The following is a 24,730-nucleotide window of genomic DNA, read 5'->3' as shown; positions in this document are numbered from 1 at the left end:
CCTCATTTCGGCCCGACGATTGGTTGAGATGGCGGAACGATTCCACCGCCGCCCTCCCCAACCGGAGTTCCCGAATGAAATGGTTCATCACGCTGATGACGGCCGCTCTCATGGCCGTCGCGGCGCCGGCTATGGCGCAGACGCCGCCGGACGTGCTCGTGGTCGGACAGGTCGCCGAGCCGAAGTCGCTGGATCCGCAGGCCGTGACCGCGACCAACGACTTCCGCATCCTGGTGAATCTCTATGACGGGCTGGTGCGCTTCAGGAAAGGCACCATGGAAGTGGAGCCGGCGCTCGCCACGAGCTGGACCATATCCGATGATGGACTGACCTATCGTTTCCAGCTGCGCGAGGACGTGACCTTCCACGACGGCACGGCCTTCGACGCCGCGGCCGTGAAGTTCACCTTCGACCGGATGCTAGAGGCCGATCACCCTTTTCATAGTACCGGACCGTTTCCGCTGGCGTTCTTCTTTTCTGCCGTCGAGGAGGTGACCGTCGTCGATCCGCTGACGGTCGAATTTGTGTTGCGCGAACCCTTCGCCCCCTTCCTGTCCGCGCTTGCCTACCCGACGGGGCTGATCGTCTCGCCCGCGGCGGTGGCCGAAACGGGCACGGAATTCGGTCGCCGCCCCGTCGGAACGGGCCCCTTCCGCTTTGACGCATGGGAGCCGGACGCCAAGGTGGCGATCAGCCGCAACGACGACTACTGGGCGGATGCGCCGGAGCTCGAAGCGGTCGAGTTCAAACCGATCGTCGATGCCGCCGCACGGACCGCGCAGATGCTGGCCGGCGAGATCGACCTGATGGTCGAGGCGCCGGCCGCCAATCTGGCTACCTTCCGCGCAGACCCCGGCTTCGTCGTCCATGAGGAAGCCGGCCCGCATCTCTGGTTTCTGATCCTCAATACCAAGGAAGGTCCGTTCGCCGACAAGCGGGTCCGCCAGGCGGTGAACTACGCCATCGACAAGCAGGCAATCGTCGACGGGGTCCTGAAGGGGTCGGCCTCGGTCGCCGCAGGGCCGATCCCGCGAGCCTTCGACTGGGCCCATGACGAGACGGTCGAGCCCTACCCGCACGATCCGGAAAAGGCGCGAGCGCTCATCAGGGAAGCCGGAGCGGAAGGCGCCACGCTGACCTTCTACGTCGCCGAAGGGGGCTCCGGCATGCTCGACCCTGTCGCCATGGCGACCGCCATCCAGGCCGATCTAGCGGCGGTGGGTCTCAACGCCCGCATCGAAACCTACGAGTGGAACACCTTCCTCTCCAACGTCAATCCGGGTCTGGAAGGCAAGGCGGACATGGCGGAGATGGCATGGATGACCAACGACCCGGACACGCTGCCGTTTCTGGCGCTCCGCTCGGACGCTTTTCCCGACAATGGCGGTTTTAACGCCGGCTACTATTCCAACGCCGAGGTCGACCGACTGCTGGGCGAGGCCCGGCGTTCAACCGACCAGGCTGTCCGCGGCGACCTGTACAAGCAGATCCAGCGGATCGTCCATGACGACGCGCCGTGGGCGTTCATCGCCAACTGGAAGCAGAATGCCGTGTCCAGCGCGGGGGTGTCCGGCTTTGAACTCGAACCGTCCTTCCTGATGATCCTCCGCGACGTGTCCAAAGGATAGGATCGCCCGCAGCCTGTCAGCTTGGAATGATTCCACGAAGCAGCGATAGAATATCGAACGATTCTAAACTTTGCTTACTTGTTGACAGCTAGCCCCGCCCGGTCGTAGCCAAAGCAGAGACGGCGCACCAAGGTGCGCCATTTGCGAAAACGACTTGGCCGGCACGTGCCCGGCGGGAGGCTCCATGAATATCATCGCGATGAACAGCGCACGCCTGGCGTGCGCTCTTGCTTCGGCCCTCTTGATCGTGGGCGCGGCACCGACGGCAGCGCAGGAGACCGATACCGCCGCCGTCGTCGCGACCTACGCCGACATCGCCCTTGCCGGATACGAGGATGCGCTGGCGACAGCCAAGGCACTGGATGCGGCGACGGACGCGCTGATCGCCGATCCCAGCGAAGCGACCATGACGGCGGCGCGCCAGGCCTGGCGCGACTCCCGACCGAGCTACCAGCAGACCGAGGCGTTCCGCTTCGGCAATCCGATCGTTGACGACTGGGAAGGCCGGGTGAACGCCTGGCCGCTCGACGAAGGCATGATCGACTATGTCGACCAGAGCTACGGCAGCGAATCCGACGAGAACGGCCTCTATACGGCCAATCTCATCGCCAACCCGCAGCTGTCGGTCGCCGGCGAGACCATCGACGCGACGACGATCACCCCGGCGCTGCTGCAGGACGAGCTGCAGGAGGCCGGCGGCATCGAAGCCAATGTCGCCACCGGCTACCATGCGGTCGAGTTCCTGCTGTGGGGCCAGGATCTCAACGGCACCGAGGCCGGCGCCGGCGAGCGCCTCTTCACCGACTATGCGAAGGGCGACGACTGCACCAACGGCAATTGTGACCGGCGCGGCGAATATCTCGCTGCCGCCACCGACCTCCTCGTCACCGACCTCGAGGAGATGGTTGGCAACTGGCAGGCCGACGGCGCCGCGCGCAAGGCGCTCACCGATGCGCCAGACGCGGCGATCTCGGCCATCCTCACCGGCATGGGCTCGCTCTCGTACGGCGAACTGGCGGGTGAGCGGATGAAGCTCGGGCTGCTGCTGCACGATCCGGAGGAGGAGCACGACTGCTTCTCCGACAACACCCACGTCTCGCATCTCTACGACGCCATCGGCATCCGCAACGTCTATACCGGCCGCTACGAGCGGACCGACGGAACCGTCGTCGAAGGCCCTTCGGTGTCCGACCTCGTTGCAGCCAAGGACGAAGCGGTCGACGCAGAGCTTCGTGCCGATCTTGACGCCACGATCGAGGCGATGCGGCTGATGGCCGCGGCGGCCGAAGGCGGCGAGGCCTACGACCAGCAGATCGGCGAAGGCAATGCCGAAGGAAACGCGCGGGTGCAGGCGGCGATCGACGGTCTCGTCAAGCAGACCCGTACGATCGAGCGCGCCGTCGCGGCGCTCGATCTCGGCAGCGTCACCATCGAGGGTTCCGACAGCCTCGACAACGTCGACGCGGTCTTCCAGTAATCCCGGACCGGGTGTGGCGGGCGCAAGCCTGCCGGCCCGCATCGCCGGCGAGATCGGTAAGGCAATCGGGAGAGTTGAATGCGGCTTGCCGCACGCATGACGGTGATCGCTGCGGCCATCGTGCTGCCGGCGGCGCTGAACCTGACCTCGGCCGTGGGACTCGACCGGCCGGTCCGTGGCGACCTGACGCCGAATGATCGCGCCCGGGTGGCGAAGGTCACGGCCCCGACCACCGAGTTCTCCCGCCCCGAGGCTTTCGAGGCGATGCCCGCAGGTGCCGCGACGTCCCAGAAGCTGGTCAACCGCGACTCCTTCAGCCACATCTCCGCCAACCAGACCTTCGAGGGCGAAGACCGCTTCAAGCTCGGTAATGCGCTGTTTCGCAAGCTTTGGGTCTCCTCGCCGTCCTCCACCGAGGCGTCGGACGGGCTAGGCCCGCTGTTCAACGCCAGGGCCTGCCAGAGCTGCCATCTGAAGGATGGCCGCGGCCGGCCGCCGGCGGACGGCGAGACGGCCGTCTCGATGTTCCTGCGCCTCTCGGTGCCGCCGCGCACGGACGAGGAACGCCAGAAGCTCGCCGACCGCGAACTGACCCGGATCCCCGAGCCGACCTATGGCGGCCAACTGCAGCATTTCGCCGTGCCGGGCCTCGAGGGCGAAGGCCGCATGGCGATCGACTACGTCGAAGAGCCCGTCACGCTGGCCGACGGCGCCGTCGTCAGCCTGCGCCGGCCAAGCTACCGGGTGGAGGACCTCGCCTACGGCCCGCTCGATCCGGACGTGATGCTGTCGCCGCGCATCGCGCCGCCGATGATCGGGCTCGGCCTCGTCGAGCAGATCGAGCCGGCCGACATACTGGCGCTCGCCGATCCCGAAGATGCCGATGAAGACGGGATATCCGGCAAGGCCTCGATGGCCCGGGACCCCGAGACCGGTTCGCTCACGCTCGCCCGCTTTGGCTGGAAGGCCACCGTGCCGACGATCAAGTCGCAGACGGCAGAGGCCTTTGCCGGCGACATCGGCATTTCGACGCCGCTGGTCACCGACGCGTTCGGCGAATGCTCGATCGCGCAGCAGGCCTGCCGCGACGCGCCGTCCGGCGTTCAGGAGCGACTGGGCGAGGTCGAGGCCCCCGACCCGATCCTCGATCTCGTGACTTTCTATTCCCAGAACCTCGCCGTACCCGCCCGCCGCGACGTCGACGATCCGGCCGTCCTCCAGGGCAAGCAGCTGTTCTACGGCGCCGGCTGCGCCTCCTGCCATACGCCGAAATTCGTCACCTCCCGCAAGGCGCCGGACAAGGCCCAGCGCTTCCAGCTGATCTGGCCCTATTCGGACTTCCTGCTGCACGACATGGGCGAGGGTCTCGCCGACGGCAGGCCGGTCGGCGATGCGGACGGCAGCGAATGGCGCACCCAGCCGCTCTGGGGCATCGGCCTGACAGAGACGGTCAACGGCCACACGTTCTTGCTGCATGACGGCCGCGCCCGGAACCTTGCCGAGGCAATCCTCTGGCATGGCGGCGAGGGTCAGACTGCCCGGGACGCCTACGCCGCCATGGCGGCGGCCGATCGCGACGCTTTGCACGCCTTCCTGGAGTCCTTGTGAGAACGCACATCAAACGACTCGCGGCTCTTGGCCTCGCGCTCTGCCTCGCCGCCGGACCTGCCGCCGCGCAGGAGGCCGGTCCTGTGACCGGGATAGCCGATCCGGTCGCCTCCCTCGTCGTCGTGCGCAACGTGATTGATGGGTTCATCCGCCCCGGCTACGCCGCCTTCCGCCAGCAGGCGGACGCGACGGCTTCGGCGATGGCGACGCTGTGCGAAATGCCAGGGACCGACAGCCGCCAGGCGGCCGAGGAGCGCTTCGGCGATCTCGTGCGGGCGTGGTCGCGGATCGAGCTCGTCCGCTTCGGCCCCGTGGTGGAAGACAACCGTCTGGAGAAGATCCTGTTCTTCCCGGACCGGCGCGGCATCGCGCTGCGCCAGGTCCAGGCGATCCTCGGGACGGAGGACCAGACCGCGACGAGTGCCGATAGCCTGGCCGACAAGTCGGTGGCCGTGCAGGGCCTGGGCGCGCTGGAGTTCGTGCTCTACGGCACCGACTCCGAGACGCTGGCGACGCCGGACGGCGCATTCCGCTGCGCCTATGGGCTCGCCATCGCGCAGAACCTCGCGGCGATCGCTTCGTCCATCGACGCCGCCTGGGCCGACGAGACCGGCATCACCGCGCGGTTGACCGCGCCGGCACCAGAAAACCCCGCCTATCGCAGCCCGACGGACTCGCTGCAGGAGATCGTCGGGACCTTCGTCCACGGCCTGGAGGCGATCCGCGACCTGCGGCTCAACCCGGCAATGGGCAAGAGCGCTGCCGAAGCCAGGCCCAATCTCTTCATCTTCCGCCGATCCGGACTGACGCTGGCCTCGCTTCAGGGCAATTTCGACGGCCTCCGCGATCTCTTCGCCGGCTCGGATCTGGCCGCCCTGCTGCCGGCGCCGCAGGCCTATATGGAAACCTCCATCGACTTCGAATTCGCCAATGCCGACCGCACGCTGGCGGGGCTGTCCGAACCGCTGACCGATGCTGTCGCGTCACCGCAGCGCCAGGCGCTGACCTATCTGCTCATCGTTACCGGCAGCCTTCAGGACCTATTCGACGCCCAGCTCTCGCCAACGCTCGGGCTGTCGAGCGGGTTCTCCTCGCTCGACGGCGACTGAAGGAGACGCGGCATGGCGTTCCGTCCCCTCCCCCTCGGCCCGGGCCCGCAGGTCGACCGGCGGAGCTTCCTTGCGGGCGTCGGCGCCGCCTTCGTCGCCGGGCTGGGACCCCGTTCGGCCTCCGCACTCGATCGCGCCGATGCACTGTTCGGCGCCTCCTGCCGCAGGCCCGACGGCAGCTATGGCTGCGCGGTGTTCTCCGACCGCGGCGAGATCGTCTCCACCGTCACCCTGCCGGAGCGCGGCCACGACATCGCCTTCGACAGGATCAGCGGCCGAGCCGTCGTCTTCTCCCGAAGGCCGCGCACCTTCGCGGTGGTGTTCGAACCGGCGAGCGGCCGCACCCTCCAGACGCTGACCTCTCCCGAGGGACGGCACTTCTTCGGCCATGGCTTCTTCTCGCCCGACGGCGCGCTGCTCTATGCCACCGAGAATGACTATGACGGCGCCCGCGGCATGATCGGCGTCTACGACGTCGCCGCCGGCTACCGCCGCATCGGCGAGTTTCCCTCCCACGGCATGGACACGCACGAGGCGCTGCTGATGCCGGACGGCGAGACCATCGCCGTTGCCAATGGCGGGATCGAGACGCATCCCGACTACGGCCGGCAGATGCTCAACATCCCGACCATGGAGCCCTCCATCGCCTTCATCGACCGGCGCACCGGCGAGCTGATCGACAAGCAGCTGCTGCCGCAGGGCCTGCACAAGCTTTCGCTGCACCATATCGCCGTCGACGCGCGACAGCGCGTCTGGTTCGGCGGCCAGTACCAGGGTCCGGCCGGGGACGCTCCGCCCCTCGTCGGCTTCGCCGAAGCCGGCAAAGCGCTGACGCTGAGCAAGATGCCGCCGAGCGACCTCGCCGGCCTCGGCAACTATATCGGCTCGGTCGCGACCAGCCGCGACGGCGCCCGCGTGGCGGTGTCCTCGCCGGTCGGCAACACGACGCTGATCCTTCAGGCAGCGACCGGCGACATCCTCAGCCGCCACGCCATAATCGACGGCTGCGGTCTCGCCCCCGACGGCAGCGGCTTCCTGGCGACCACCGGCGCGGGCCAGCTGATGCGGCTTGAGGCGGACGACCGCCCCACGCGCGCCGATCTCGAATGGGACAACCACATCCTGGCGCTTGACGCCCTCGCCTGACCGTCGGACCATCGGCGCCCGATCATAAAGGCGCGCCCATGTCCCTGCTCGTTCCCGTCATCCTCGGCTCGGTGCGCTCGGAGCGCCAGGGCATCAAGGCGGCCAACTTCATCATCGCGAAGCTGCGCGAGCGCGGCCACGAGCCGGTGCTGGTGGACCCGATGGAGCTCGACCTGCCGCTGCTCGACAAGATGTACAAGGAATATCCGCGCGGCGAGGCGCCGGAGAAGCTGGAGCGGCTGGCCGATCTCTACCGCCGCGCCGACGGCTTCATGATCGTCAGCGCCGAATATAACCAGTCGATCCCGGCGGCGCTGAAGAACACGCTCGACTATTTCCTCGAGGAATATTTCTACCGGCCGTCCAGCATCGTCTGCTACTCGGCCGGCCGCTTCGGCGGCGTCCGGGCGGCGATCGCGCTGCGCCCGGTCCTCGCGGAGATGGGCATGTCGAGCCTGCCCTCGGTTCTCGCCATTCCGTCGATCGGCAAGTCGCTGCAAGAGGACGGGACGTCCAACGAGCCTTGGATCGACAGATCCGCCGTCAAATTTCTCGACGAGTTCGAATGGTATGCGACGGCGTTGAAGGCCAAGCGTGACGCGGATGGCGTGCCGCAATGATCAGTGGCCGACACGGTCGATGACGGCAGATAGCGAGCGGTCTGAGAGCCACCCATCGAGCGCCGATACGGGAACGGGACATGCCGGGGAAGATCACATTCTACTATAATCCGATGAGCCGTGCGGCGACGGCCCGCTGGATGCTGGAAGAAGTCGGTGCCGAATACGAGACGGTGCTGGTGGATTTCGAGGCGGGCGACAACCGCAAGCCGGACTTCCTCGCCATCAACCCGATGGGCAAGATCCCGACGCTGGTCCTCGCCGACCGCACGGTGCTGACCGAAACCGCGGCGATCCTGACATGGCTCGCCGAAGCCTATCCGGCGGCGGCGCTTGCGCCGGAGCCCGGATCCTCCGCGCGAGGCAGCTATTATCGCTGGCTGTTCTTCGGGGGCAGCTGCTTCGAGCCGGCACTGACCGAGACGATGATGCGCAAGGGCGCCGCGCCGCTGTCCAAGGGATCCGTCGGCTGGGGCAGCTACAATGACGTGATCGACACGCTGGAGCAGGCGGTGTCGCGCAACACCTATCTGGTCGGCGACCAGTTCACCGCCGCCGACGTCTATATCGGCTCGCAGCTCTCCTGGGCTGGCGGTTTCGGCGCGCCGCGCATCCAGGACAGCGCCGCGATCCAGGCCTATGTCGAAAGGGTCACCGACCGCGATGCCTATCGGCGGGCGATGCGTCCCGCCTGATCGCTCAGACGGCCGGAGCCCGCGCCGCCTCTTCCAGGAATGTCCAGACATAGTCGGCGAAGGAGCGCCAGCACTCGATCTCGAAGCGCTCCTCGCCGGTGCGCCGCAGGACGATCTCGGCCTTGGACAGCACCGTCCGGCTGGCGGCGCCGACCGGGAAACTGCGGAGCCGCAGATCCTGCGGGCAGCCCGCCGCGACTATGGCCTCGGCCGCCGGGCCCTCGATCGCGATCCCGACATTTCGCTGCGAGACATCGACCATGGAAATCCCAGGCACGGCGGCGAGGGACGCCGACATCGTGCCGGGTTCCCCCTCGTCGCCAGGGGCGGCCCGGTCGTCGAGAAGCAGCCATTCGTCCGGACCCAGCCACAGGGCAGCGATCCCCTCGTTGACGGTGGTCGCCTTCGGCCGCGTCGGCAGGTCGAGGCCGAGCGCCGCGCCTATCCCCGGCAAGGATTCAGCACTCGCGTGGAGGCTGAGCCGCCGACGGTAGCCGAGCGGTGTCAAGGTCACGCCGGGTCCGCCGGCATAGCGGCCGTCGAGCGGCGACATGCGGCGAGCAGTTGGACCGGTCGTTGCCGACGCCGCGGGCGCCATGGCCTTTGCATCGACCGTGCCCGCCACCTTGGCGGTTCTCGAAGGCCTTGCGGGGGCCGGATCGGCCGGCTTCCTGCGTGGCGCCGCGCGCGGCTTTGCCGGCTTCTTCTCGTCAGCCATGCAGCCGCTCCCCTTCCGGATCGAAGAACACCGACGACGTCACTTCCACCGCGATCGTCTCCTTCGGCATCGGCACGTAGAGCGTCCGCCCCATCAGGCTCTGCCCGTCCCGCACCATCGCCATGGCGATGGAGCGGCCGAGCGTCGCCGAATGATAGGCCGAGGTCACGTGGCCGAGCGCCGTCATCGGCACGGGCTCGTTCGGGTCGGCGACCAGTTGCGCGCCCTCTTCAAGAACCGTCAGCGGGTTTGCGGTCTTGAGCCCGACCAACTGTTTGCGGCCGGGTGCGAAGAGGTCCGGTCGCTCCAGACCGCGCTTACCGACGAAATCCGACTTCTTCTTCGACACCGCCCAACCAAGGCCGGCATCGGCCGGAGTCACGGTGCCATCGGTCTCCTGGCCGACGATGATGTAGCCCTTCTCGGCGCGCAGCACGTGCATCGCCTCGGTGCCGTAGGGCTCAGCACCGAGGCCGCGGCCGCGCTCGCGCAGCGCGTCCCAGACCGCCCGCCCGTAATCCGACGGAACGTTGATCTCGTAGCCGATCTCGCCGGTGAACGAGACCCGGAACAGCCGGCAGGGAACCCCCATGAAGCGGCATTCCGCAACACTCATGTGGGGGAAGGCTGCCGCGCCGATATCGAGACCCTCGACGAAGGGCGCAACGATCTCCCGCGCCTTCGGCCCTTGCACCGCGATCACCGCGAACTGTTCGGTGATCGACGTGGTCCACACGGCGAGCTCTGGGAACTCGGTCTGGCGGTAATCCTCCATGTGGGCCAGCACGCGCGGCGCGCCGCCGGTCGTGGTCGTCACGTGGTAGCGGTCTTCGGCAAGACGCGCGACGATGCCGTCGTCGATGACAAACCCCGCCTCGTTCAGGAGCAGCGCATAGCGGCATTTGCCGACGGCAAGGCTCGCCAGCGGCGTCGCGTAGACGAGGTCGAGGAAGCGCGCTGCGTCCGGGCCGGTGACCTCGATCTTGCCGAGCGTCGAGGCATCGAACAGTCCCGCCGCGTCGCGCACAGCGCGGCATTCCCGGTCGACCGCCGCGTGCTTGTCGTCGCCGCGGGGGAAGTACCAGGCGCGCTTCCACATGCCGACATCCTCGAACACCGCGCCCTCCGCGGCGGCACTGTCGTGGATCGGCGTCTTGCGGGTCGGATCGAACAATTCGCCCCGCGCATAGCCGGCGATCGTCCCGAAGGTCACCGGCGTGAACGGCGCGCGGAACGTTGTCAGCCCGACTTCCGGCATCGGCCGCGACAGCGCCTCGGCGGCCACCCCGAGCCCGTGGATGTTCGAGGTCTTGCCCTGGTCGGTGGCCATGCCGTTGGTGGTGAAGCGCTTGATGTGCTCGACCGACCGGAAGCCCTCGGCGACGGCAAGGCGAATGTCGCGCGCAGTGACGTCGTTCTGGAAGTCGACGAAAGCTTTTACGGTCTTGCCGGGACCCGCGGCCGGCGTCGCGCCGGCCATGCCGCCACCGGACAGGGCTGCGCCCTCCACGGCGACCAGTGCCGCACTGCCAGCTTCGCCTGTCGCCGCCGAACGGCCTGCGGCACGCGCTCGGCTGATCGTATCGGCCAGGTCGAACTCTCCCGCGGCCGCGCCGACATTCAGGCAATTCTGCACCGCCTCGCCCGGCACATAGGCCTGGAGCGCTGCGTCGAAGGCGAGCTTGCCGCGCGATTGCGAGAACAGATGCACCGAAGGCGTGAAGCCGCCGGACATCAGCAGCGCGTCGCAATCGAAGCCGCGATTGTCGGCGCCGGTGCGCAGGTCCTCGACCGTGAAGCCGCGAATGCGGTTCCTGCCGCGCACGCTCTTCACGCCGTATCCGGCCAGCACCTCGATGCCGAGCGAGCGTGCCGTGGCGGCAAGGCCGGCGCCCGGCTCGGCGCGCAGGTCGACGATGACCGGCACGTCGACCCCGGCACGCCGCAAGTCGAAGGCCGCCTCGTAGGCCGCGTCATGGGCTGTGAAGACAGCGACCCTGAGGCCGGGCGTCACGCCGTGATGATTGAGATAGAGCCGCGCCGCTCCGGCAAGCATGATGCCGGGCCGGTCATTGTCCGGGAACACCAGCGGCCGCTCGATCGACCCGGTCGCCAGCACCACCGTCTTGGCGCGAACCTGCCAGAGCCGTTCGCGCGGCAAAGCGGGATCGGGATGCGGCAGATGCTCGGTGACCTGCTCGGCCAGCGCGACCATGTTGTGGTTGTAGTAGCCGAAGCCGGTGGTGCGCGGCATCACCCTGACATTCGGCATCGCCTCGAGCCGGGCGAGCGCATTCGTGACCCATTCCATGCCGGGCACGCCGTCGATCCGCACGCCGCTCTCGACCTTCAGCCAGCCGCCGAAGCTCTGCCCCTCGTCGCAGATGAGCACGTCGGCACCCGTCTCGCCTGCCTCGAGCGCTGCGGCAAGGCCGGCCGGGCCACCGCCGACGACCAGCACGTCGACATGCGCGAAGCGGTTGTCGTAGCGGTCGGGGTCGGCCTCTTCCGGCGCCCGGCCGAGCCCGGCGGCGGAGCGGATATACGGCTCGTAGACCCGGTGCCAGAAGCCCTTCGGCCACATGAAGGTCTTGTAGTAGAAGCCCGCCGTGAGGAAGCGGGAGAACAGGCCGTTGACGGCGCCGACATCGAAGGCGAGCGACGGCCAGCGGTTCTGGCTATGCGCTTCCAGCCCCTGGTAGAGCGGCTGCATCGTGGCGCGGATGTTCGGCTGGCGCCGGCCGGCGTCCCGGCGGATCTCGACCAGCGCATTGGGCTCCTCGGGGCCGGAGCCGAGAATGCCGCGAGGGCGGTGATACTTGAACGAGCGTCCGGTGAGGTGGATGCCGTTGGCAAGCAGCGCCGAGGCGAGCGTGTCGCCATCGAGGCCGGTCAGGCGGTTGCCGTCGAAGCTGAAGGTGACGCGCCGCGCGCCGGCGAGCCGGCCGAGGCCGGGCAATCGGAACGACTTCATGGGCGCGGCTCCGGCTTGCTCGGTCCGACAGCCGGGCCTGCATCCTCCGCAGCGATATCGGGCCGCTTCTCGCCGGCCTTGTAGAAGGCGAGAAACGCGTCCGACACCGAATGCCGCGCGGCGTTGAAGAACCGGCCGCAGCCATGCACGTGCCGCCAGCGCTCGAAGACGACGCCGCGCGTATTGGTGCGCAGATACAGCGCCTCGGCAACGGCGCGGCCGGGCTCGACGCTCTGCGAGGGCCGCGAGACATGCGCCTCGCCGGCGTGGCGGAACTCCAGCTCCGGCCGGTCGTCCTCGCAATAGGGGCAGTGGATCAGCAGCATCGTTCTACCTAGTGCGCGACGGCGGCGGCGGCCGCCTCGTCGATGAAGCGGCCGGTTTCGAAGCGGTCGAGGCTGAACGCGGCGTTGATCGCATGCGGCTCGTCGCGGGCGATCGTGTGGGCAAAGACATGGCCCGAGCCGGGCGTTGCCTTGAAGCCGCCGGTGCCCCAGCCGCAATTGACGTAGAGCCCCTTCACCGGCGTCTTCGACAGGACCGGCGAGCGGTCCGGCGTGACGTCGACGATGCCGCCCCAGGTGCGCAGCATGCGCATCCGCCGGAACATCGGGAACATCTCCGAGATCGCGTCCAGCGTGTGGTTGAAGATCGAGAGGCTGCCGGTCTGGGAATAGGACGGGTACTGGTCGGTGCCGGCGCCGATCACCAGCTCGCCCTTGTCCGACTGCGAGACATAGGCGTGCACGGTGTTCGACATTACCACGCAGGGAAAGCACGGCTTCACCGGCTCCGAGACCACCGCCTGCAGCGGAAAACTCTCGATCGGCATGCGAACGCCGGCCATGTCCATGACCACCGACGTGTGCCCGGCCGCAACGACGCCGATCTTTCGCGCCCCGATGAAGCCGCGCGAGGTCTCGACGCCGGCGACGGCGCCGCTGGCGTCGCGGCGGATGCCGGTCACCGTAGTGTTCTGGAGGATGTGGACGCCGCGGTCCGAGGCGGCGCGGGCATAGCCCCAGGCGACGGCGTCGTGCCGCGCCGTGCCGCCGCGCCGCTGCAGCGCGCCGCCGATCACCGGGTAGCGGGTGTTCGCCGAAATGTTCAGCGGCGGGCAGTAGGCCTTGCACTCTTCCGGCGTCAGCCACTCGTTGTCGACGCCGTTGATCCGGTTGGCGTGGATGTGGCGCTGGGCGCTCTGCCGGTCGTGCTCGTTGTGCGACAGCATCAGGACGCCGCGCGGCGAGAACATGACGTTGTAGTTGAGGTCCTGCGACAGGCCTTCCCACAGCTTGACCGCGTGGTCGTAGAGCGCCGCGGACTCGTCGTAGAGATAGTTCGAGCGGATGATCGTGGTGTTGCGGCCGGTGTTGCCCCCGCCGAGCCAGCCCTTCTCGATCACCGCGACGTCGGTGATGCCATGCTCCTTGGCGAGATAATAGGCGGTAGCGAGCCCGTGCCCGCCGGCACCGACGATGACCACGTCATACTGGCGCCTTGGCTCCGGAGAGGCCCACTGCTCGGTCCAGCCCGAATGGCCGCGCATTGCCTCGCGCGCCACGGCGAAGGCCGAAAATCGTCGCATCTGTCGCCTCGCGTCCGCATGGCCGAGGCCCGGCGAGCGCCGAGCCATCGCTTTGGTGTAGCGTTGCGCCAGCCCTAGAGGCAATGGCGGAACGCCCTTACAGCTCTAGCCGGGATGCCGCACGACCGTGCTCAGAATGCGACCGACGATGACGCAGCCGCCGCGATAGGCGCCATGCAGGGTGGGCGCCCGGCGAAAGACCGGGCGCCGAGCCTTCATTCGCTGGCCTGGAGTTCGTCGAACAGCCTTGCGAACACCGTCTTCGCTCGGCCGGGCGCCTTGGCCGCAGCTTCCCTCGCCTTGTCGAGATTCGACAGATCGTCGCCGACCTGGATCAGCGCTACCATCCCCATCGCGTAATGCGGCGTGCAGTGGATGCCGTACACGCCCTGCTGTTCGACGGCGTAGACGACCTCTTCGTTCATCCCGCCTTCCAGCGTCTCGGCTTCCGCCGGCATCATGCCCTCGACGCTCACCGCGTTGTGGCTGGGGTCGACCGGCACGAACCGTACCGTGTCGCCCGGCATGGCCCGGACCAGTGCGGGCTCGAACACCATGATGCCGCTCTCGCCGCGATTGAGCATCTCGACCACGTGCTCCTCGGCGGACGCCGTCGCCGCGCTGGTCGCGAGGCCGGCGAGCGCGATGAAGCCCGCGGCGACGACGTGTCTCCCGGCGGAGACGATTGCGTTGTTCGCGGTCATTGTGGCGCTCCCATATATTCCGGCTTCGGCGTGTCGATCGTGCTCGGCGGCAGGATCGGATATTCGATCGTCGGCTGCTCGCCGGTGAGCGTGCGCAGGAAGGCGGCGACCGCGGTAATGTCGTCCTCCGCCAGCTCGGTACCAAGCTGGCTGGTGCTCATGATCGCCACGGCCTGCTCGAGGTCCCAGGCCTGTCCGCTGTGGAAATACGGCGCCGTCAGTTCGACGTTTCGCAGCGGCGCTGCCCGGAAGACGTATTCGTCGTCGGCGGTCTGGGTGACGGCAAAGCGGCCCTTGTCGCCGAGCGGCAGCATGCTGGCGCCCGGCCTCTCGACCACGCCGAACGGGAAGTAGTCCTGCCCGCCGAAATTCGAGCCGCTGTGGCAGGCGCCGCAGCCGCTGTCGATGAACACCTGCAGACCGTGGGTCTCCTGGTCGTCGAGCGCATCGTCGCTGCCGGCCAGGAACTGGTCGAAGCGCGAATTCGGCGTGATCAGTGTCGTTTCGAAGGCTTCGATGGCGATCGCCATGTTGTCGAAGGTCACGGGGTCGCTCTCGCCCGGAAACGCTTCCTGGAAAGCGCTCTCATAGCCGGGCATGCTCTTCAGCGTCGCCACGACGCGCTCTGGCGTGCTCGCCATCTCGACCCCGGCCTGCACGGGACCCTTGGCCTGTTCGCGAAGGTCCGGTGCGCGCCCGTCCCAGAACTGCGCGATGTTGAAGACCGAGTTGAGGACCGTCGGGGAGTTTCGCGGCCCCTTCTGCCAGCCGTGCCCGATCGAGGTCGGGACGTTGTCGGCGCCGCCGGTCCCGACATTGTGGCAGGTATTGCAGCTGATGATGTGACTGCTCGACAGTCGCGGATCGAAGAACAGCATCCGTCCGAGTTCGACCCGTTCCTGCGTCACGGCCTCGCCGCGCACTTCCGCTACCGCTGTCGGCACTGCTCCGAAGAGCATGGCAGCCGTCTCGCGCAATTCGTTGGCGCCGGCGGTCGTCGCCCACGCGACCATGCCGACGCCGAACAAGACGCTCCTGCTTGAAAACATCGTATCGCTCCTTGTGATCTCGCATCTGCGAGACCAGCATTCGCGATCACGGTGTTCATTGATCTCGATCAACCCACGCCAGCTCGGACACCGCGCTGGCCGGGCGGCGTCAGACCAGCGTGCGGCTCGGCCGGCCGGCCAGACCGCCAAGGGCGCCGACGACGAGGCCCAGCAAGAGCGCGATGAAGGCGCCGAAGGATGCCGTGGAGACGGCGCCGGCCGCGGCATCCGCCGCCTGGCGCGCCGTGCGGATCGCCTCGTCGTATCGCTGCTGGAACCGCTGCAGGCGCTGGCGGGCCTCCGACTCGGGAATGCCGGCTTCACGGGCGATCGCGTCGACCGCCGCCTGCCGCTCCTCGGACGTCGCGGCCTCGTCGATACCGGCAATGACCGCGGCGATGGCCGTGGCGGTCTCTTCCGCGCTGCTCGGCTGTTGCGGTGCTTCCGCCGGGGGCGTCTCACCCTCTGATTCCGGCGCGGCGGCAGGCGGCACCTGCCGGGCCCGTCGCAGCATCTGCTCGGCTTCGGCGCGGAGCGCCCCGGCCGTTTCATCCGCCGTTCCCGGAGCCATCGTCTGCGCAGCCTGTGCCAGACCCTGGATGGAATTGCCGATGGCACCGAACGCGCCGCCGAGGACGACCGACGCGCTGCTGGTCAACAGATAGATCACGAGGAGGGTCGAGGCCGCCCAGGTGACGGCGCCGTGCAGGGCGGCGTCGGTCTTCTCCGGCTGCCCGGCAAAGCGCCCCGCCGCGAATGCGCCGGCGAACAGGCCGATCAGCACCACCGCGACGGTCCAGAGGCCGCCGGCGGAAGCGAATGCGCTGGCATCGAGATTGCCGCTCCCGACGGGGTCGATGGTCGACAGGCCGATGCCGAGACCCAGCAGGCCGAGCATGAACTGGATGGCGAGCGCGAGCAGCGTGCCGGCTGCGATGGCGCCCCAAGAAATGCGCCTGACGCTGCTCGAAGCCAGCACCGCCGCCCGGTCCCTGTCCCGCCTGATATCGCTCATGCCACCCTGCCGTGTCAGCGGGCGCGCGACGCCCGGTCGTTGGTCTTCCGTTTCGTAAACACGACTTCACCGCTCGCGTGAAGCCATGGGCGACGCAAACTTCACAGCCGTCTCGCCGTACCGCCGCATCGAGACAGCGCTCACAAGACGAGAGGCAAGATGCGTGACACGTTCGAGACACGCGGCTACCGTCGGGAAAAACAGCGGTAAACCGCAGGGCCGGGATCGGGTCCGCAACCGGGAGGAACCCATGCACAGCCGATGGTCTATGGTCGCCCTGCTCGGAGCGCTCGCCGCTCTCGCATCGGCCGGCACGACGCGCGCGGCCGACGTGCCGCGCATCGCCCTGGCCGACTTCTACTATCTGGACACATCCGGCGAGCCGGGCGACCGCGCAAGCGAACACCAACAGCGGGTCGACCTGTTCGAGACGGTGCTGCGCGAGGAGCTCGCCGCCACTGGCCGTTTCGAGGTCGTCGCCCTCGAATGCCCATTGCCCGAATGCGGTGTCGGCTCGCTCAGCGTCGAGGATGCAGTCAATGCAGCCGAACGGGTGAATGCGGACTACGTGCTTCTCGGGGCGATCCAGAAAATCTCCACCCTCGTCGGCACGGGACGCCTCGATCTCGTGAATGTCCCGCAGCGCCGCAGCTCGATGAGCCGGGTGCTGTCGTTTCGCGGCGATTCCGACGAGGCCTTCCGCCGCGCTGCCGAATTCTCCGCGCGCAACGTGGTGGAAGCCGACCTTTCGCCCGCTGCCGAGGGTGCGCGATAGCCGGCTCCGCATTCGCACGGAACGGTCCCGCGGGGAGCGACACGGGCCATCTCGACAAGCTGCATCGCGTCTGTTAAGGCGAAATCGCTCTCGAAGACTTGTCTTCGCGGAGGCTCAGGCTAGTGGGAGCCGACCCTTCGCAGGACCCCAGAAACGGATTGCAAGGTGCAGGTACTCGTCCGCGACAACAATGTCGATCAGGCTCTTCGCGCTCTGAAGAAGAAGATGCAGCGCGAGGGCATCTTCCGCGAGATGAAGATGCGCAATCACTACGAGAAGCCCTCGGAGAAACGTGCCCGCGAGAAGGCGGAAGCCGTCCGCCGCGCCCGCAAGCTTGCCCGCAAGCGCGCCCAGCGCGAGGGCCTGGTGGGCGGCGGCCGCAGCCAGTAGGCGCCATCCTTTCGGCCATATCGGAATTTAGCGAAAGGCGGTGGGCATGGCCCGCCGCCTTTCTGCTTGATTGTTGCATGAGTCAGGGTCCAGAGGGGATGGGTCCGGATCGGTCGCGGGCAAGTCCGGGCGAGCGCGCTCAGGCTTGATCCTGTGTCCGCCTATCGCCTTTGGGAGAAGTATCAGCCAATGTTGCAGTCGCAGAGAACTGTCCGGGCGCTCGCCGCTCGCCCGCTGTCTGGAACCGCAGCAAGCCTTCCGGCGAACAAAATGGCGCGGATCGCCGGGCTGCTGATGCTGGGTGCTCTCGCCGCCTGCCAGTCCGACGGCTCGAACGCACCGCTGGTCCAGGCCATCGCGCTCGACCAGAACCAGGGCCTCGACCAGAACATCGCGTCGCTGACGCAGACGGTGAACGCCAATCCGAACGATCCGGAAGTCTACAACGTGCGCGGCACTGCCTATGGCCGCGCCGGTCAGTACGATGCGGCCATCGCCGACTTCGCCACGGCGATCCGGCTGGATCCCAGCTTCCACCAAGCCTACGCGAACCGCGCGCTGATCTACCGCCAGACCAACCAGCCGGCTTTGGCGCTGGCGGACTACAACAGCGCGCTGCAGATCAATCCGAACTACGACTCCGCCTATATCGGCCGAGGCAATGTCTACCGCGTCGCCGGCCGCAACCAGGAAGCGCTAGCCGACTTCCAGCGGGCGATCGACCTCAATACCACGGATCCGCGGGCCTATCATAATCGCGGCCTGCTCTATCAGCTCGACGGCCAGCACAAGCAGGCGATCGAGGATTTTTCCACCTCGATCTCGCTGCAGGCGACGGCGCCGGAGCCCTATTCCGGCCGCGGCGTGTCGTATCTCGCGCTCGGCGACGAGGAGAACGCCTTCACCGATTTCAATGCGGCGCTGAAGCTCGACGACAAGAAAGCCGAGTACTGGACCAACCAGGCGGTGATCTTCGAGCGAAGGGGTGATCGCCCGCGCGCCTTCCGGTCCTACTCAAGGGCAGCCCAGCTGGATCCCAACTACCGGCCAGCCAAGGATGGCATGGCCCGTACCAGCGGCCCCGCCGGCGCCTGATCGCCGCAGCCGGGGCGGCGCGGCCAATCGGTGGTCGTCGACGCAATTTTGGGAACTCCTGGTGGTTTCAGCGGTTCTGCCGCCGAAGCGGGCAATACGTCAAAAGGACTAATCCCATGAAAATCGCCATTTCTTCCGTCGCTCTCGCGACGGCCCTCGCCGTCTCTCCGCTCGCCATCGGTGTTGCGTCGGCCGGCGAAGTCGGCCTTCTGGGCTGCAACAGCGACGGCAACACCGGCTTCATCATCGGCTCGTCGGAAGATCTGGTCTGCGACTTCACGCCGGCCGACGGCGGCCCTGTCGAGCGCTACAACGCGACCCTCGATACGTTCGGCCTCGACATCGGCGTCACCGGCCGCACCGTGATGAGCTGGGCCGTAGTGGCTGCAGGCGATGGCGGCTATCAGCCGAGCGCCCTGGCAGGCACCTATGTCGGCGCCAGCGCCGATGCGTCGGCCATCGTCGGCGGCGGCGCCAATGTGCTCGTCGGCGGCGCCGACAACAGCTATTCGCTGCAGCCGGTCAGCATCCAGGCGCAGGAAGGCATCAACGCCGCGGTCGGCGTCACCAAGTTCACGCTGGAGGCAGTTGCTCCCCAGCCGGTGGTCATCGAGAAGCGCACGACGATCATCGAGCAGTAAGCCGTCCATCACGGACAGAGCAGAAACGGCCCGCGGATCCTTCCGCGGGCCGTTTTGCATTTAAAAGTCTGGTCTAGAGGCGGCCCTGTCCGGGGCCGCGCCGAGGCAGGAATCTGCCCGCCGGTGCCGGCAGGCGGCTCAGCGAAAGACCAACCAGGCGACGGCCAGAACGATGGCGAAGGCGAGTACCGAGGCGATCACGCCTGCGCCCATGATCAGCCCGACGAGCATGCCCACCAGGATCGCGATGATGGCGGCAGAGCCCCATTTGGTCATCGCCAGGAACCGCGAATAGGTCCGCTCGTGCTCGGGATAGTCCATCTCGGCGGGGTTGTTGATGTCGAACTCGGGCGTGCCGGCCATGCAATCGTCTCCATAAAAGCTGATCAGGCACATACACGAACTGGCTCGGCGCTGGCAACGGCGCCCGCGTCAGCCACGGCAGATGAAGCGACGCACGCGAACGGCCGGCGCATCAAGCGCCGGCCGTCATTGTCGTTCCAGGTATTTCCGCAACAGGCGAAGCGCGGTCAGGCGACCTTGCGGTCCTCGTGGCGTCCCTCTTCGATTTCCTCGATGATCTTGGCGACGAAGGCCGGGAGATCGCCCGGATTGCGCGAGGTGATCAGCGCCTCGTCGACGACGACCTCGGAATCTTCCCAGTTGCCGCCAGCGTTGACCATGTCGGTCCTGATCGACTTGTAGGAGGTGACATTCCGCCCGCGGACAACGTCGGCCTCGATCAGCAGCCATGGTGCATGGCAGATGGCGGCGAGCGGCTTCTTGGAGTTGAAGAACTCGCGCACGAAGCTGACGACCTTGGGGTCGGCGCGCAGTACGTCCGGGTTGATCTGGCCGCCCGGCAGCACGAGGCCGTCATACTCGGAGACGCGAACCTCCGACAGCAGCTTGTCCACCGGAACTTCCTTGCCCCAGTCGTCCTTGTCCCAGCCCTTGATGGAGCCCGACTTCGTCGAAAGGACGTGAACTTCGGCGCCGGCCTGCCGCAGCTTCTCCAGCGGCTCGAAGAGTTCCGACTGCTCGAAGCCGTCGGTAGCCAGAATCGCGATCTTCGCCTGATTGATACTCGGCATGATGTCCGTTCCTTCTTGATCGACCATAGCGATGCGTTCCCCACGCGAATTCGCGGGGTGCCTCATCCAGTTCCTGGTCGGTGTTGGTAAGGCTAACGTGCTGACTTCAAACGGGTTCCGACTCGTCGATCCGGTCTTCCGTCCTCTCGGCAGCAGCCGTCCGGCGGCATCGGCGCTCCGTAGGGGTTCCCTAGGCCTCGCCGGTGTCGGCTTCGCTGTCGATGGCAGAGGCCGCGTCCGGAAAGGTGAAGCCGGCGCGGATCATCGCCGCGACGTCGCGGTCGCGCCGCTCCCCGCGTTGCCGGCTGCGCCATGGCCCCAGCCGCCGACGCTTGGCATAGGCATGTGCCGCCGTGAGCTCGTCGGTCTCGTCGGCGGCGACAAGTTCTTCCACCAGCGCCTTCTCGACCCCTTTTTCGAGAAGCTTCGCCGTCGTCATCCGCCGCGACGTGCCCCGACGGCGAAGGCTGGCGAGCCGCCCCTCCGCGAAGGACCGGTCGTCCACCAAGCCGAGCTCGACGAAGCGCCCCACGGTCGCATCGACCAGGCCCATGTGCTCGGCGGCGTCCTCGCCGCGCGCGTGGGCGCGCCGCATCACCTTGCGCTCCAGCACCCGGCGCAGATTAGCTGTCGTGGAGGCATAGCGCTCGAGATAATGCGCGGCCGCCCGGAACAGCCATTCCGCCGTGATCGGCCGTGGAACTGGCCGCTCCACTATTCGGCAGCTTCCGCGACGCGCACAGCCGTGGAGAAAGCCGCTTCCGCCTCGACCCGTCGCGCCTCGGCTTCGGCGGCGAACCGGCGCCGAACGGGCCCGAACCCTTTTAGCGTCTCCGGCCAGCGGGCCAGGGCCGCCGCCGCCTGATGGTTGGCTGGCGAGAGGCCGGCAAGGATCGCGTCGAGCGTCGCCTCGTAGGCTGCCAACTCGGCGCGTTCCGCCTTGCGTTCGCCAGAGTAACGGAACGGATCGAGCGCCGTGCCGCGGATCCGCCGCATCGCCGCCAGCGCCCGGAAGCCGAGCATCATCCACGAACCGAAGGCGCGCTTGCGCGGCCGGCCGTTCGGCCCGTCCTCCCCCATGATCGGCGGCGCGAGATGAAACTCCAGCCGGCCGTAGTCCGCAAAACGCTCGCCCAGCTGCGCGGCGAAACTGCCGTCGGTGTAGAACCGCGCCACCTCGTATTCGTCCTTCTGCGCCATCATCCGGTAGAGTTGCCGGGCTGCAGCGTCGGCCACGTCCTGGCGTCCCGGTGCAACGCCGGCTTCCGCGCTCCTGATCGCGGCAATCCTCTTGCGGTAGCGCGCGGCGAAGGCCGCATCCTGATAGGCGGCGAGATCGTTCGCCCGTCGCTCGATCGCTTCGTCGAGGCTTTCGGAAAGGCGACGGTGATCGAGGCTGCCGCCAATGCGGCCGGCGGCCTCCGGCGCGGGAATGCACGCCGGATCATGGGCGATCGCCCGCCCCCATTCGAAGGCCGCGAGATTGGCGTCGACAGCGACGCCATTGAGGGTCAGCGCCCGGCGGATGGCTGCACGCGAGACCGGCAGCGCCCCCGTCTGGAAGGCAAGGCCCAACATCAGCATGTTGGCGAAGATCGCGTCCCCGAACAGCGCGACGGCGATCTGTTCCGCATCGACGACGCGTAGCCGATCCTTGCCCGCCGCGTCACCCAGCGCCTCGAGCAGACGCCGCGTGGGAAACGAGAAATCGACATTGCGGGTGAATTCTCCCGACAGCGTCTCATGGCTGTTGAGGACGACCGTCGTACGGCCCCGCGCAACGGTGGAGCGCACTTTGGCGGACGCCGCAGTCACCATGTCGCAGCCGATGACGAGACGCGCCTCGCCCGCGGCGACGCGGATCGACTTCACGTCCGCCGGCGTCGGCGCGATCCGGACATGGCTCATCACCGCGCCGCCCTTCTGGGCGAGGCCCGCCATGTCGATGATGCCGGCGCCCTTTCCGTCGAGATGCGCCGCCATCCCGATGATCGCGCCGATGGTGACCACGCCGGTGCCGCCGACGCCGGTGATGACGATGCCCATGGCCTCGTCCAGTGGCGCCTTCGCCGGCTCGGGCACGTTCGGGACGGCCTCGCGGCGGCGTTCCGCTTTCCTGGCGACCGCGCCGTGGACGGTGACGAAGGACGGGCAGAAGCCTTCGAGGCAGGAGAGGTCCTTGTTGCAGGCGGACTGGTCGATCTGGCGCTTGCGGCCGAACTCGGTTTCGACGGCGGTCACGGCGACGCAGTTCGACTGCACCCCGCAATCGCCGCAGCCTTCGCAGACCCGCTCGTTGATGACGACCCGCCGGTCGGGATCGGGGAACGCGCCGCGCTTGCGTCGCCGGCGCTTCTCGGCCGCGCAGGTCTGGTCGTAGATCAGCACCGTCAGGCCTTCGGCGGCCGCCAGATCCCGCTGCACGGAGTCCAGTTCCGAGCGGTGGAACAGCTTCGTCCCTGCGGGCAGACGCGGATCGCCCTCGTGCTTGGCGGGTTCGTCGGAGACCACCACCACCCGCTTTGCGCCCTCCGCGAGGACCTGCGCCGCGATGGCCGGCACCGACAGCCCGCCCTCGTGCCGCTGCCCGCCGGTCATGGCGACGGCATCGTTGAAGAGGATCTTGTAGGTGACGTTGGCGCCGGATGCGGAGGCCGCCCTCAGGGCGAGGGCGCCAGAATGGTTGTAGGTGCCGTCGCCCAGATTCTGGAACACGTGGCCGCGGGTGGAGAAATGCCGCTCGCCGATCCAGTTGGCCCCTTCGCCGCCCATCTGGGTGAAGCCCTCGGTCGCGCGATCCATCCACTGTGCCATGTAGTGGCAGCCGATGCCGGCATAGGCGCGGGCACCCTCGGGCACGCGGGTCGAGCTGTTGTGGGGGCAGCCGGCGCAGAAATATGGGGTCCGCAGGGCGTATTCCGACGCACTATGCGCGCCTGTCTGCAGCCGGTCGATTTCCGCCACCGCCGCGCCGAGACGCTCGTTCGGCCGACGATCGAGGATGCGCCGACCGATCGCCACCGCGATGTCGTTGGCATCCAGCGAGGCCTTCGGCGTGAACAGAGTGCTGCCGGACTCGTCGGTCTTGCCGACAATCAACGGTGCGTTCGCGGATCCGTAGAGTATCTCCTTCATCTGCGGCTCGACCAGCCCGCGCTTCTCCTCGACGACGATCACCAGTTCGAGCCCGTCGGCAAAGCTGCGCACGAAGGCCGGGTCGAGTGGCCAGGGCACCCCGACCTTGCCCAGCCTGACGCCGAAATTCGCCGCGCCGAGTTCGTCGATCCCGAGCCCGGCCAGCGCCTGCTCGACATCGAGCCACGATTTGCCGAGCGAGAGGATCCCGATGCGCGGCGTGCGCCCGCCCGAATGGGTGATCCGGTTGAAGCGGTTTGCGGCGATGAAGGCGCGCGCCGCCGGCAGCCGGAAATCGTGCAGCATCGCCTCCTGCTCCAGCGGGTGGGCGGCGCGCCTGATGTTGAGGCCTCCGGGAGGCGGCGAAACATCCGGGAGGGCGAAGGATGCGCCGGCCGCCGCATGGACGGTGGCCGTGGATTCGATGTTGTCCTTGACGCATTTCATCCCGGTCCACAGCCCGGAGAAGCGCGACAGGGCGAAGCCTGCGAGACCGTATTCGAGGATCTCCTGCACGCCGGCCGGGTTGAAGATCGGCATCATCGCGTCGACGAACGCGAACTCGGACTGGTGAGCTGTGGTGGAGGATTCGCAGGTGTGATCGTCCCCCATCAGCGCCAGTATGCCACCCAGCCGCGACGTGCCTGCCAGGTTCGCGTGACGGAACGCGTCGCCGGACCGATCGACGCCGGGGCCCTTGCCGTACCAGATGCCGAACACGCCGTCGTGGCGGCCCTCGCCACGCACTTCCGCCTGCTGGGTGCCCCAAAGGGCCGTGGCCGCGAGGTCCTCGTTGAGGCCGGGCTCGAAGACGATGTTCTGCTCGCGAAGGCGGGCCGCCGCCTTCAGGAACTGCTGGTCCAGTCCACCCAGCGGCGAGCCGCGATAGCCGGTGACGTAGCCGGCCGTGTCATGGCCGGCCTGGCGGTCGAGGAAGGCCTGCAGCAGCACCAGCCGCACCACGGCCTGCGTCCCGGACAAGAAGACGTCAGGGACAGAGAGATCGTACTTGTCGTCCAGCGAAATGCTGCGCGCGGCCATGAAGGCACCTCCCGCGAGCGGCGGCGCGTAGGGCACCCACCGTCAACATCCTGTTTCCCCGACTGTTTTGGGGCGCCTGCGCGGCGAGGTCAAAACCTTTCGGTGCCCCGGCCTGCCCGGAGTTCGATTTGTAGCGGATAAATTCAGTGCCCTTGCATAGGCAACAGAATTTCCTTAACGGACCGCATCCCGGGCAGCCGGGCGATGCGGGTCTACCATAGCGACGAC

22 protein-coding genes are annotated in these 24,730 nt (G+C 67.7%); 11 read left to right on the top strand and 11 right to left on the bottom strand.

Annotated features, from left to right (window positions below):
* The first annotated feature begins 74 nt into the window (after positions 1 to 74).
* The 7 genes from GGR03_RS19935 (at position 75) to GGR03_RS19905 (ending at position 8,283) form a co-directional block, all read left to right on the top strand.
* A complete protein-coding gene (locus tag GGR03_RS19935) occupies positions 75 to 1,628 on the top strand; it encodes an ABC transporter substrate-binding protein (protein ID WP_183210512.1) in 1,554 nt (517 codons plus the stop codon).
* A 184-nt stretch (positions 1,629 to 1,812) separates the two neighbouring features.
* Entirely contained in the window at positions 1,813 to 3,105 is a 1,293-nt protein-coding gene (locus GGR03_RS19930; protein ID WP_183210511.1) for an imelysin family protein, read from the top strand.
* A 78-nt stretch (positions 3,106 to 3,183) separates the two neighbouring features.
* The gene (locus GGR03_RS19925; protein ID WP_183210510.1) at positions 3,184 to 4,713 is read left to right on the top strand and encodes a di-heme oxidoreductase family protein; all 1,530 of its coding nucleotides are present in this window, start codon (positions 3,184 to 3,186) and stop codon (positions 4,711 to 4,713) included.
* 83 nt (positions 4,714 to 4,796) lie between these two features.
* Positions 4,797 to 5,822 (top strand): imelysin family protein, encoded by a 1,026-nt coding sequence (locus GGR03_RS19920; protein WP_183210509.1) that lies wholly within the window; start codon positions 4,797 to 4,799, stop codon positions 5,820 to 5,822.
* 12 nt (positions 5,823 to 5,834) lie between these two features.
* Positions 5,835 to 6,968: a DUF1513 domain-containing protein gene (locus tag GGR03_RS19915; RefSeq protein WP_183210508.1), complete on the top strand. Its 1,134-nt coding sequence runs from the start codon at positions 5,835 to 5,837 to the stop codon at positions 6,966 to 6,968.
* 38 nt (positions 6,969 to 7,006) lie between these two features.
* Positions 7,007 to 7,588 carry an NADPH-dependent FMN reductase gene (locus GGR03_RS19910; protein ID WP_183210507.1) on the top strand — a complete coding sequence of 194 codons (582 nt, stop codon included), beginning with the start codon at positions 7,007 to 7,009 and terminating at the stop codon, positions 7,586 to 7,588.
* An 80-nt stretch (positions 7,589 to 7,668) separates the two neighbouring features.
* Positions 7,669 to 8,283, top strand: a complete 615-nt coding sequence (locus GGR03_RS19905; RefSeq protein ID WP_183210506.1) for a glutathione S-transferase family protein — start codon at positions 7,669 to 7,671, stop codon at positions 8,281 to 8,283.
* Between the two features lie 4 nt (positions 8,284 to 8,287).
* Here GGR03_RS19905 and GGR03_RS19900 read toward each other — a convergent pair whose 3' ends face one another.
* From GGR03_RS19900 to GGR03_RS19870, 7 genes are all read right to left on the bottom strand, one after another.
* Positions 8,288 to 9,001, bottom strand: coding sequence for a sarcosine oxidase subunit gamma (locus GGR03_RS19900; RefSeq protein WP_246368258.1), 714 nt, complete (start codon positions 8,999 to 9,001; stop codon positions 8,288 to 8,290).
* The gene (locus tag GGR03_RS19895) at positions 8,994 to 11,975 is read right to left on the bottom strand and encodes a sarcosine oxidase subunit alpha family protein (protein ID WP_183210505.1); all 2,982 of its coding nucleotides are present in this window, start codon (positions 11,973 to 11,975) and stop codon (positions 8,994 to 8,996) included. Before GGR03_RS19895 ends, GGR03_RS19900 begins: the two co-directional genes overlap by 8 nt.
* Positions 11,972 to 12,301, bottom strand: coding sequence for a sarcosine oxidase subunit delta (locus GGR03_RS19890; RefSeq protein ID WP_183210504.1), 330 nt, complete (start codon positions 12,299 to 12,301; stop codon positions 11,972 to 11,974). Before GGR03_RS19890 ends, GGR03_RS19895 begins: the two co-directional genes overlap by 4 nt.
* Positions 12,302 to 12,309: 8 nt before the next feature.
* Complete coding sequence (locus tag GGR03_RS19885) at positions 12,310 to 13,563, bottom strand: sarcosine oxidase subunit beta family protein (RefSeq protein WP_183210503.1); 1,254 nt, start codon at positions 13,561 to 13,563, stop codon at positions 12,310 to 12,312.
* 215 nt (positions 13,564 to 13,778) lie between these two features.
* Positions 13,779 to 14,267, bottom strand: coding sequence for a pseudoazurin (locus tag GGR03_RS19880; protein WP_183210502.1), 489 nt, complete (start codon positions 14,265 to 14,267; stop codon positions 13,779 to 13,781).
* Complete coding sequence (locus GGR03_RS19875) at positions 14,264 to 15,316, bottom strand: cytochrome-c peroxidase (RefSeq protein ID WP_183210501.1); 1,053 nt, start codon at positions 15,314 to 15,316, stop codon at positions 14,264 to 14,266. The genes GGR03_RS19880 and GGR03_RS19875 overlap by 4 nt, the downstream gene beginning before the upstream one ends.
* Positions 15,317 to 15,425: 109 nt before the next feature.
* The gene (locus tag GGR03_RS19870) at positions 15,426 to 16,331 is read right to left on the bottom strand and encodes a hypothetical protein (protein ID WP_183210500.1); all 906 of its coding nucleotides are present in this window, start codon (positions 16,329 to 16,331) and stop codon (positions 15,426 to 15,428) included.
* Positions 16,332 to 16,416: 85 nt separating this feature from the next.
* On the opposite strand from GGR03_RS19870, the gene GGR03_RS19865 reads away from it, so the two are divergent.
* The 4 genes from GGR03_RS19865 (at position 16,417) to GGR03_RS19850 (ending at position 19,232) form a co-directional block, all read left to right on the top strand.
* Complete coding sequence (locus GGR03_RS19865) at positions 16,417 to 17,106, top strand: DUF2380 domain-containing protein (RefSeq protein WP_183210499.1); 690 nt, start codon at positions 16,417 to 16,419, stop codon at positions 17,104 to 17,106.
* 165 nt (positions 17,107 to 17,271) lie between these two features.
* The gene (gene rpsU, locus GGR03_RS19860; protein ID WP_183210498.1) at positions 17,272 to 17,496 is read left to right on the top strand and encodes a 30S ribosomal protein S21; all 225 of its coding nucleotides are present in this window, start codon (positions 17,272 to 17,274) and stop codon (positions 17,494 to 17,496) included.
* A gap of 189 nt (positions 17,497 to 17,685) precedes the next feature.
* On the top strand, positions 17,686 to 18,591 hold the full coding sequence (locus tag GGR03_RS19855) for a tetratricopeptide repeat protein (RefSeq protein WP_425486726.1): 906 nt from the start codon (positions 17,686 to 17,688) through the stop codon (positions 18,589 to 18,591).
* 116 nt (positions 18,592 to 18,707) lie between these two features.
* Positions 18,708 to 19,232, top strand: a complete 525-nt coding sequence (locus tag GGR03_RS19850) for a DUF992 domain-containing protein (RefSeq protein WP_183210496.1) — start codon at positions 18,708 to 18,710, stop codon at positions 19,230 to 19,232.
* A 138-nt stretch (positions 19,233 to 19,370) separates the two neighbouring features.
* Here the strand turns inward: GGR03_RS19850 and GGR03_RS19845 are convergent, their stop codons facing one another.
* The 4 genes from GGR03_RS19845 to GGR03_RS19830 all read right to left on the bottom strand — a co-directional run bounded on the left by GGR03_RS19845 (position 19,371) and on the right by GGR03_RS19830 (position 24,502).
* The gene (locus tag GGR03_RS19845; RefSeq protein ID WP_183210495.1) at positions 19,371 to 19,595 is read right to left on the bottom strand and encodes an aa3-type cytochrome c oxidase subunit IV; all 225 of its coding nucleotides are present in this window, start codon (positions 19,593 to 19,595) and stop codon (positions 19,371 to 19,373) included.
* Between the two features lie 167 nt (positions 19,596 to 19,762).
* Positions 19,763 to 20,326, bottom strand: coding sequence for a type 1 glutamine amidotransferase domain-containing protein (locus GGR03_RS19840; protein ID WP_183210494.1), 564 nt, complete (start codon positions 20,324 to 20,326; stop codon positions 19,763 to 19,765).
* Positions 20,327 to 20,516: 190 nt separating this feature from the next.
* Positions 20,517 to 21,041, bottom strand: a complete 525-nt coding sequence (locus GGR03_RS19835) for a RecX family transcriptional regulator (protein WP_252920316.1) — start codon at positions 21,039 to 21,041, stop codon at positions 20,517 to 20,519.
* Positions 21,041 to 24,502 carry an indolepyruvate ferredoxin oxidoreductase family protein gene (locus GGR03_RS19830; protein ID WP_183210493.1) on the bottom strand — a complete coding sequence of 1,154 codons (3,462 nt, stop codon included), beginning with the start codon at positions 24,500 to 24,502 and terminating at the stop codon, positions 21,041 to 21,043. The genes GGR03_RS19835 and GGR03_RS19830 overlap by 1 nt, the downstream gene beginning before the upstream one ends.
* Between the last annotated feature and the right edge of the window lie 228 nt (positions 24,503 to 24,730).

Origin of the sequence: Aurantimonas endophytica (assembly GCF_014196845.1) — a bacterium.
Lineage (GTDB): Bacteria > Pseudomonadota > Alphaproteobacteria > Rhizobiales > Rhizobiaceae > Aurantimonas > Aurantimonas endophytica.
Note: the sequence above shows the minus strand (reverse complement) of the source record. Positions and strands in the feature narration are given on the sequence as shown.

What these genes read in the sequence shown, in the direction of transcription:
- GGR03_RS19935 (WP_183210512.1), top strand. Translation starts at nt 75, where the DNA reads ATGAAATGGTTCATCACGCTGATGACGGCCGCTCTCATGGCCGTCGCG.
- GGR03_RS19930 (WP_183210511.1), top strand. Translation starts at nt 1,813, where the DNA reads ATGAATATCATCGCGATGAACAGCGCACGCCTGGCGTGCGCTCTTGCT.
- GGR03_RS19925 (WP_183210510.1), top strand. Translation starts at nt 3,184, where the DNA reads ATGCGGCTTGCCGCACGCATGACGGTGATCGCTGCGGCCATCGTGCTG.
- GGR03_RS19915 (WP_183210508.1), top strand. Translation starts at nt 5,835, where the DNA reads ATGGCGTTCCGTCCCCTCCCCCTCGGCCCGGGCCCGCAGGTCGACCGG.
- GGR03_RS19910 (WP_183210507.1), top strand. Translation starts at nt 7,007, where the DNA reads ATGTCCCTGCTCGTTCCCGTCATCCTCGGCTCGGTGCGCTCGGAGCGC.
- GGR03_RS19905 (WP_183210506.1), top strand. Translation starts at nt 7,669, where the DNA reads ATGCCGGGGAAGATCACATTCTACTATAATCCGATGAGCCGTGCGGCG.
- GGR03_RS19900 (WP_246368258.1), bottom strand. Translation starts at nt 9,001, where the DNA reads ATGGCTGACGAGAAGAAGCCGGCAAAGCCGCGCGCGGCGCCACGCAGG.
- GGR03_RS19895 (WP_183210505.1), bottom strand. Translation starts at nt 11,975, where the DNA reads ATGAAGTCGTTCCGATTGCCCGGCCTCGGCCGGCTCGCCGGCGCGCGG.
- GGR03_RS19890 (WP_183210504.1), bottom strand. Translation starts at nt 12,301, where the DNA reads ATGCTGCTGATCCACTGCCCCTATTGCGAGGACGACCGGCCGGAGCTG.
- GGR03_RS19885 (WP_183210503.1), bottom strand. Translation starts at nt 13,563, where the DNA reads ATGCGACGATTTTCGGCCTTCGCCGTGGCGCGCGAGGCAATGCGCGGC.
- GGR03_RS19880 (WP_183210502.1), bottom strand. Translation starts at nt 14,267, where the DNA reads ATGACCGCGAACAACGCAATCGTCTCCGCCGGGAGACACGTCGTCGCC.
- GGR03_RS19875 (WP_183210501.1), bottom strand. Translation starts at nt 15,316, where the DNA reads ATGTTTTCAAGCAGGAGCGTCTTGTTCGGCGTCGGCATGGTCGCGTGG.
- GGR03_RS19870 (WP_183210500.1), bottom strand. Translation starts at nt 16,331, where the DNA reads ATGAGCGATATCAGGCGGGACAGGGACCGGGCGGCGGTGCTGGCTTCG.
- GGR03_RS19865 (WP_183210499.1), top strand. Translation starts at nt 16,417, where the DNA reads ATGGGCGACGCAAACTTCACAGCCGTCTCGCCGTACCGCCGCATCGAG.
- GGR03_RS19855 (WP_425486726.1), top strand. Translation starts at nt 17,686, where the DNA reads ATGTTGCAGTCGCAGAGAACTGTCCGGGCGCTCGCCGCTCGCCCGCTG.
- GGR03_RS19850 (WP_183210496.1), top strand. Translation starts at nt 18,708, where the DNA reads ATGAAAATCGCCATTTCTTCCGTCGCTCTCGCGACGGCCCTCGCCGTC.
- GGR03_RS19845 (WP_183210495.1), bottom strand. Translation starts at nt 19,595, where the DNA reads ATGGCCGGCACGCCCGAGTTCGACATCAACAACCCCGCCGAGATGGAC.
- GGR03_RS19840 (WP_183210494.1), bottom strand. Translation starts at nt 20,326, where the DNA reads ATGCCGAGTATCAATCAGGCGAAGATCGCGATTCTGGCTACCGACGGC.
- GGR03_RS19830 (WP_183210493.1), bottom strand. Translation starts at nt 24,502, where the DNA reads ATGGCCGCGCGCAGCATTTCGCTGGACGACAAGTACGATCTCTCTGTC.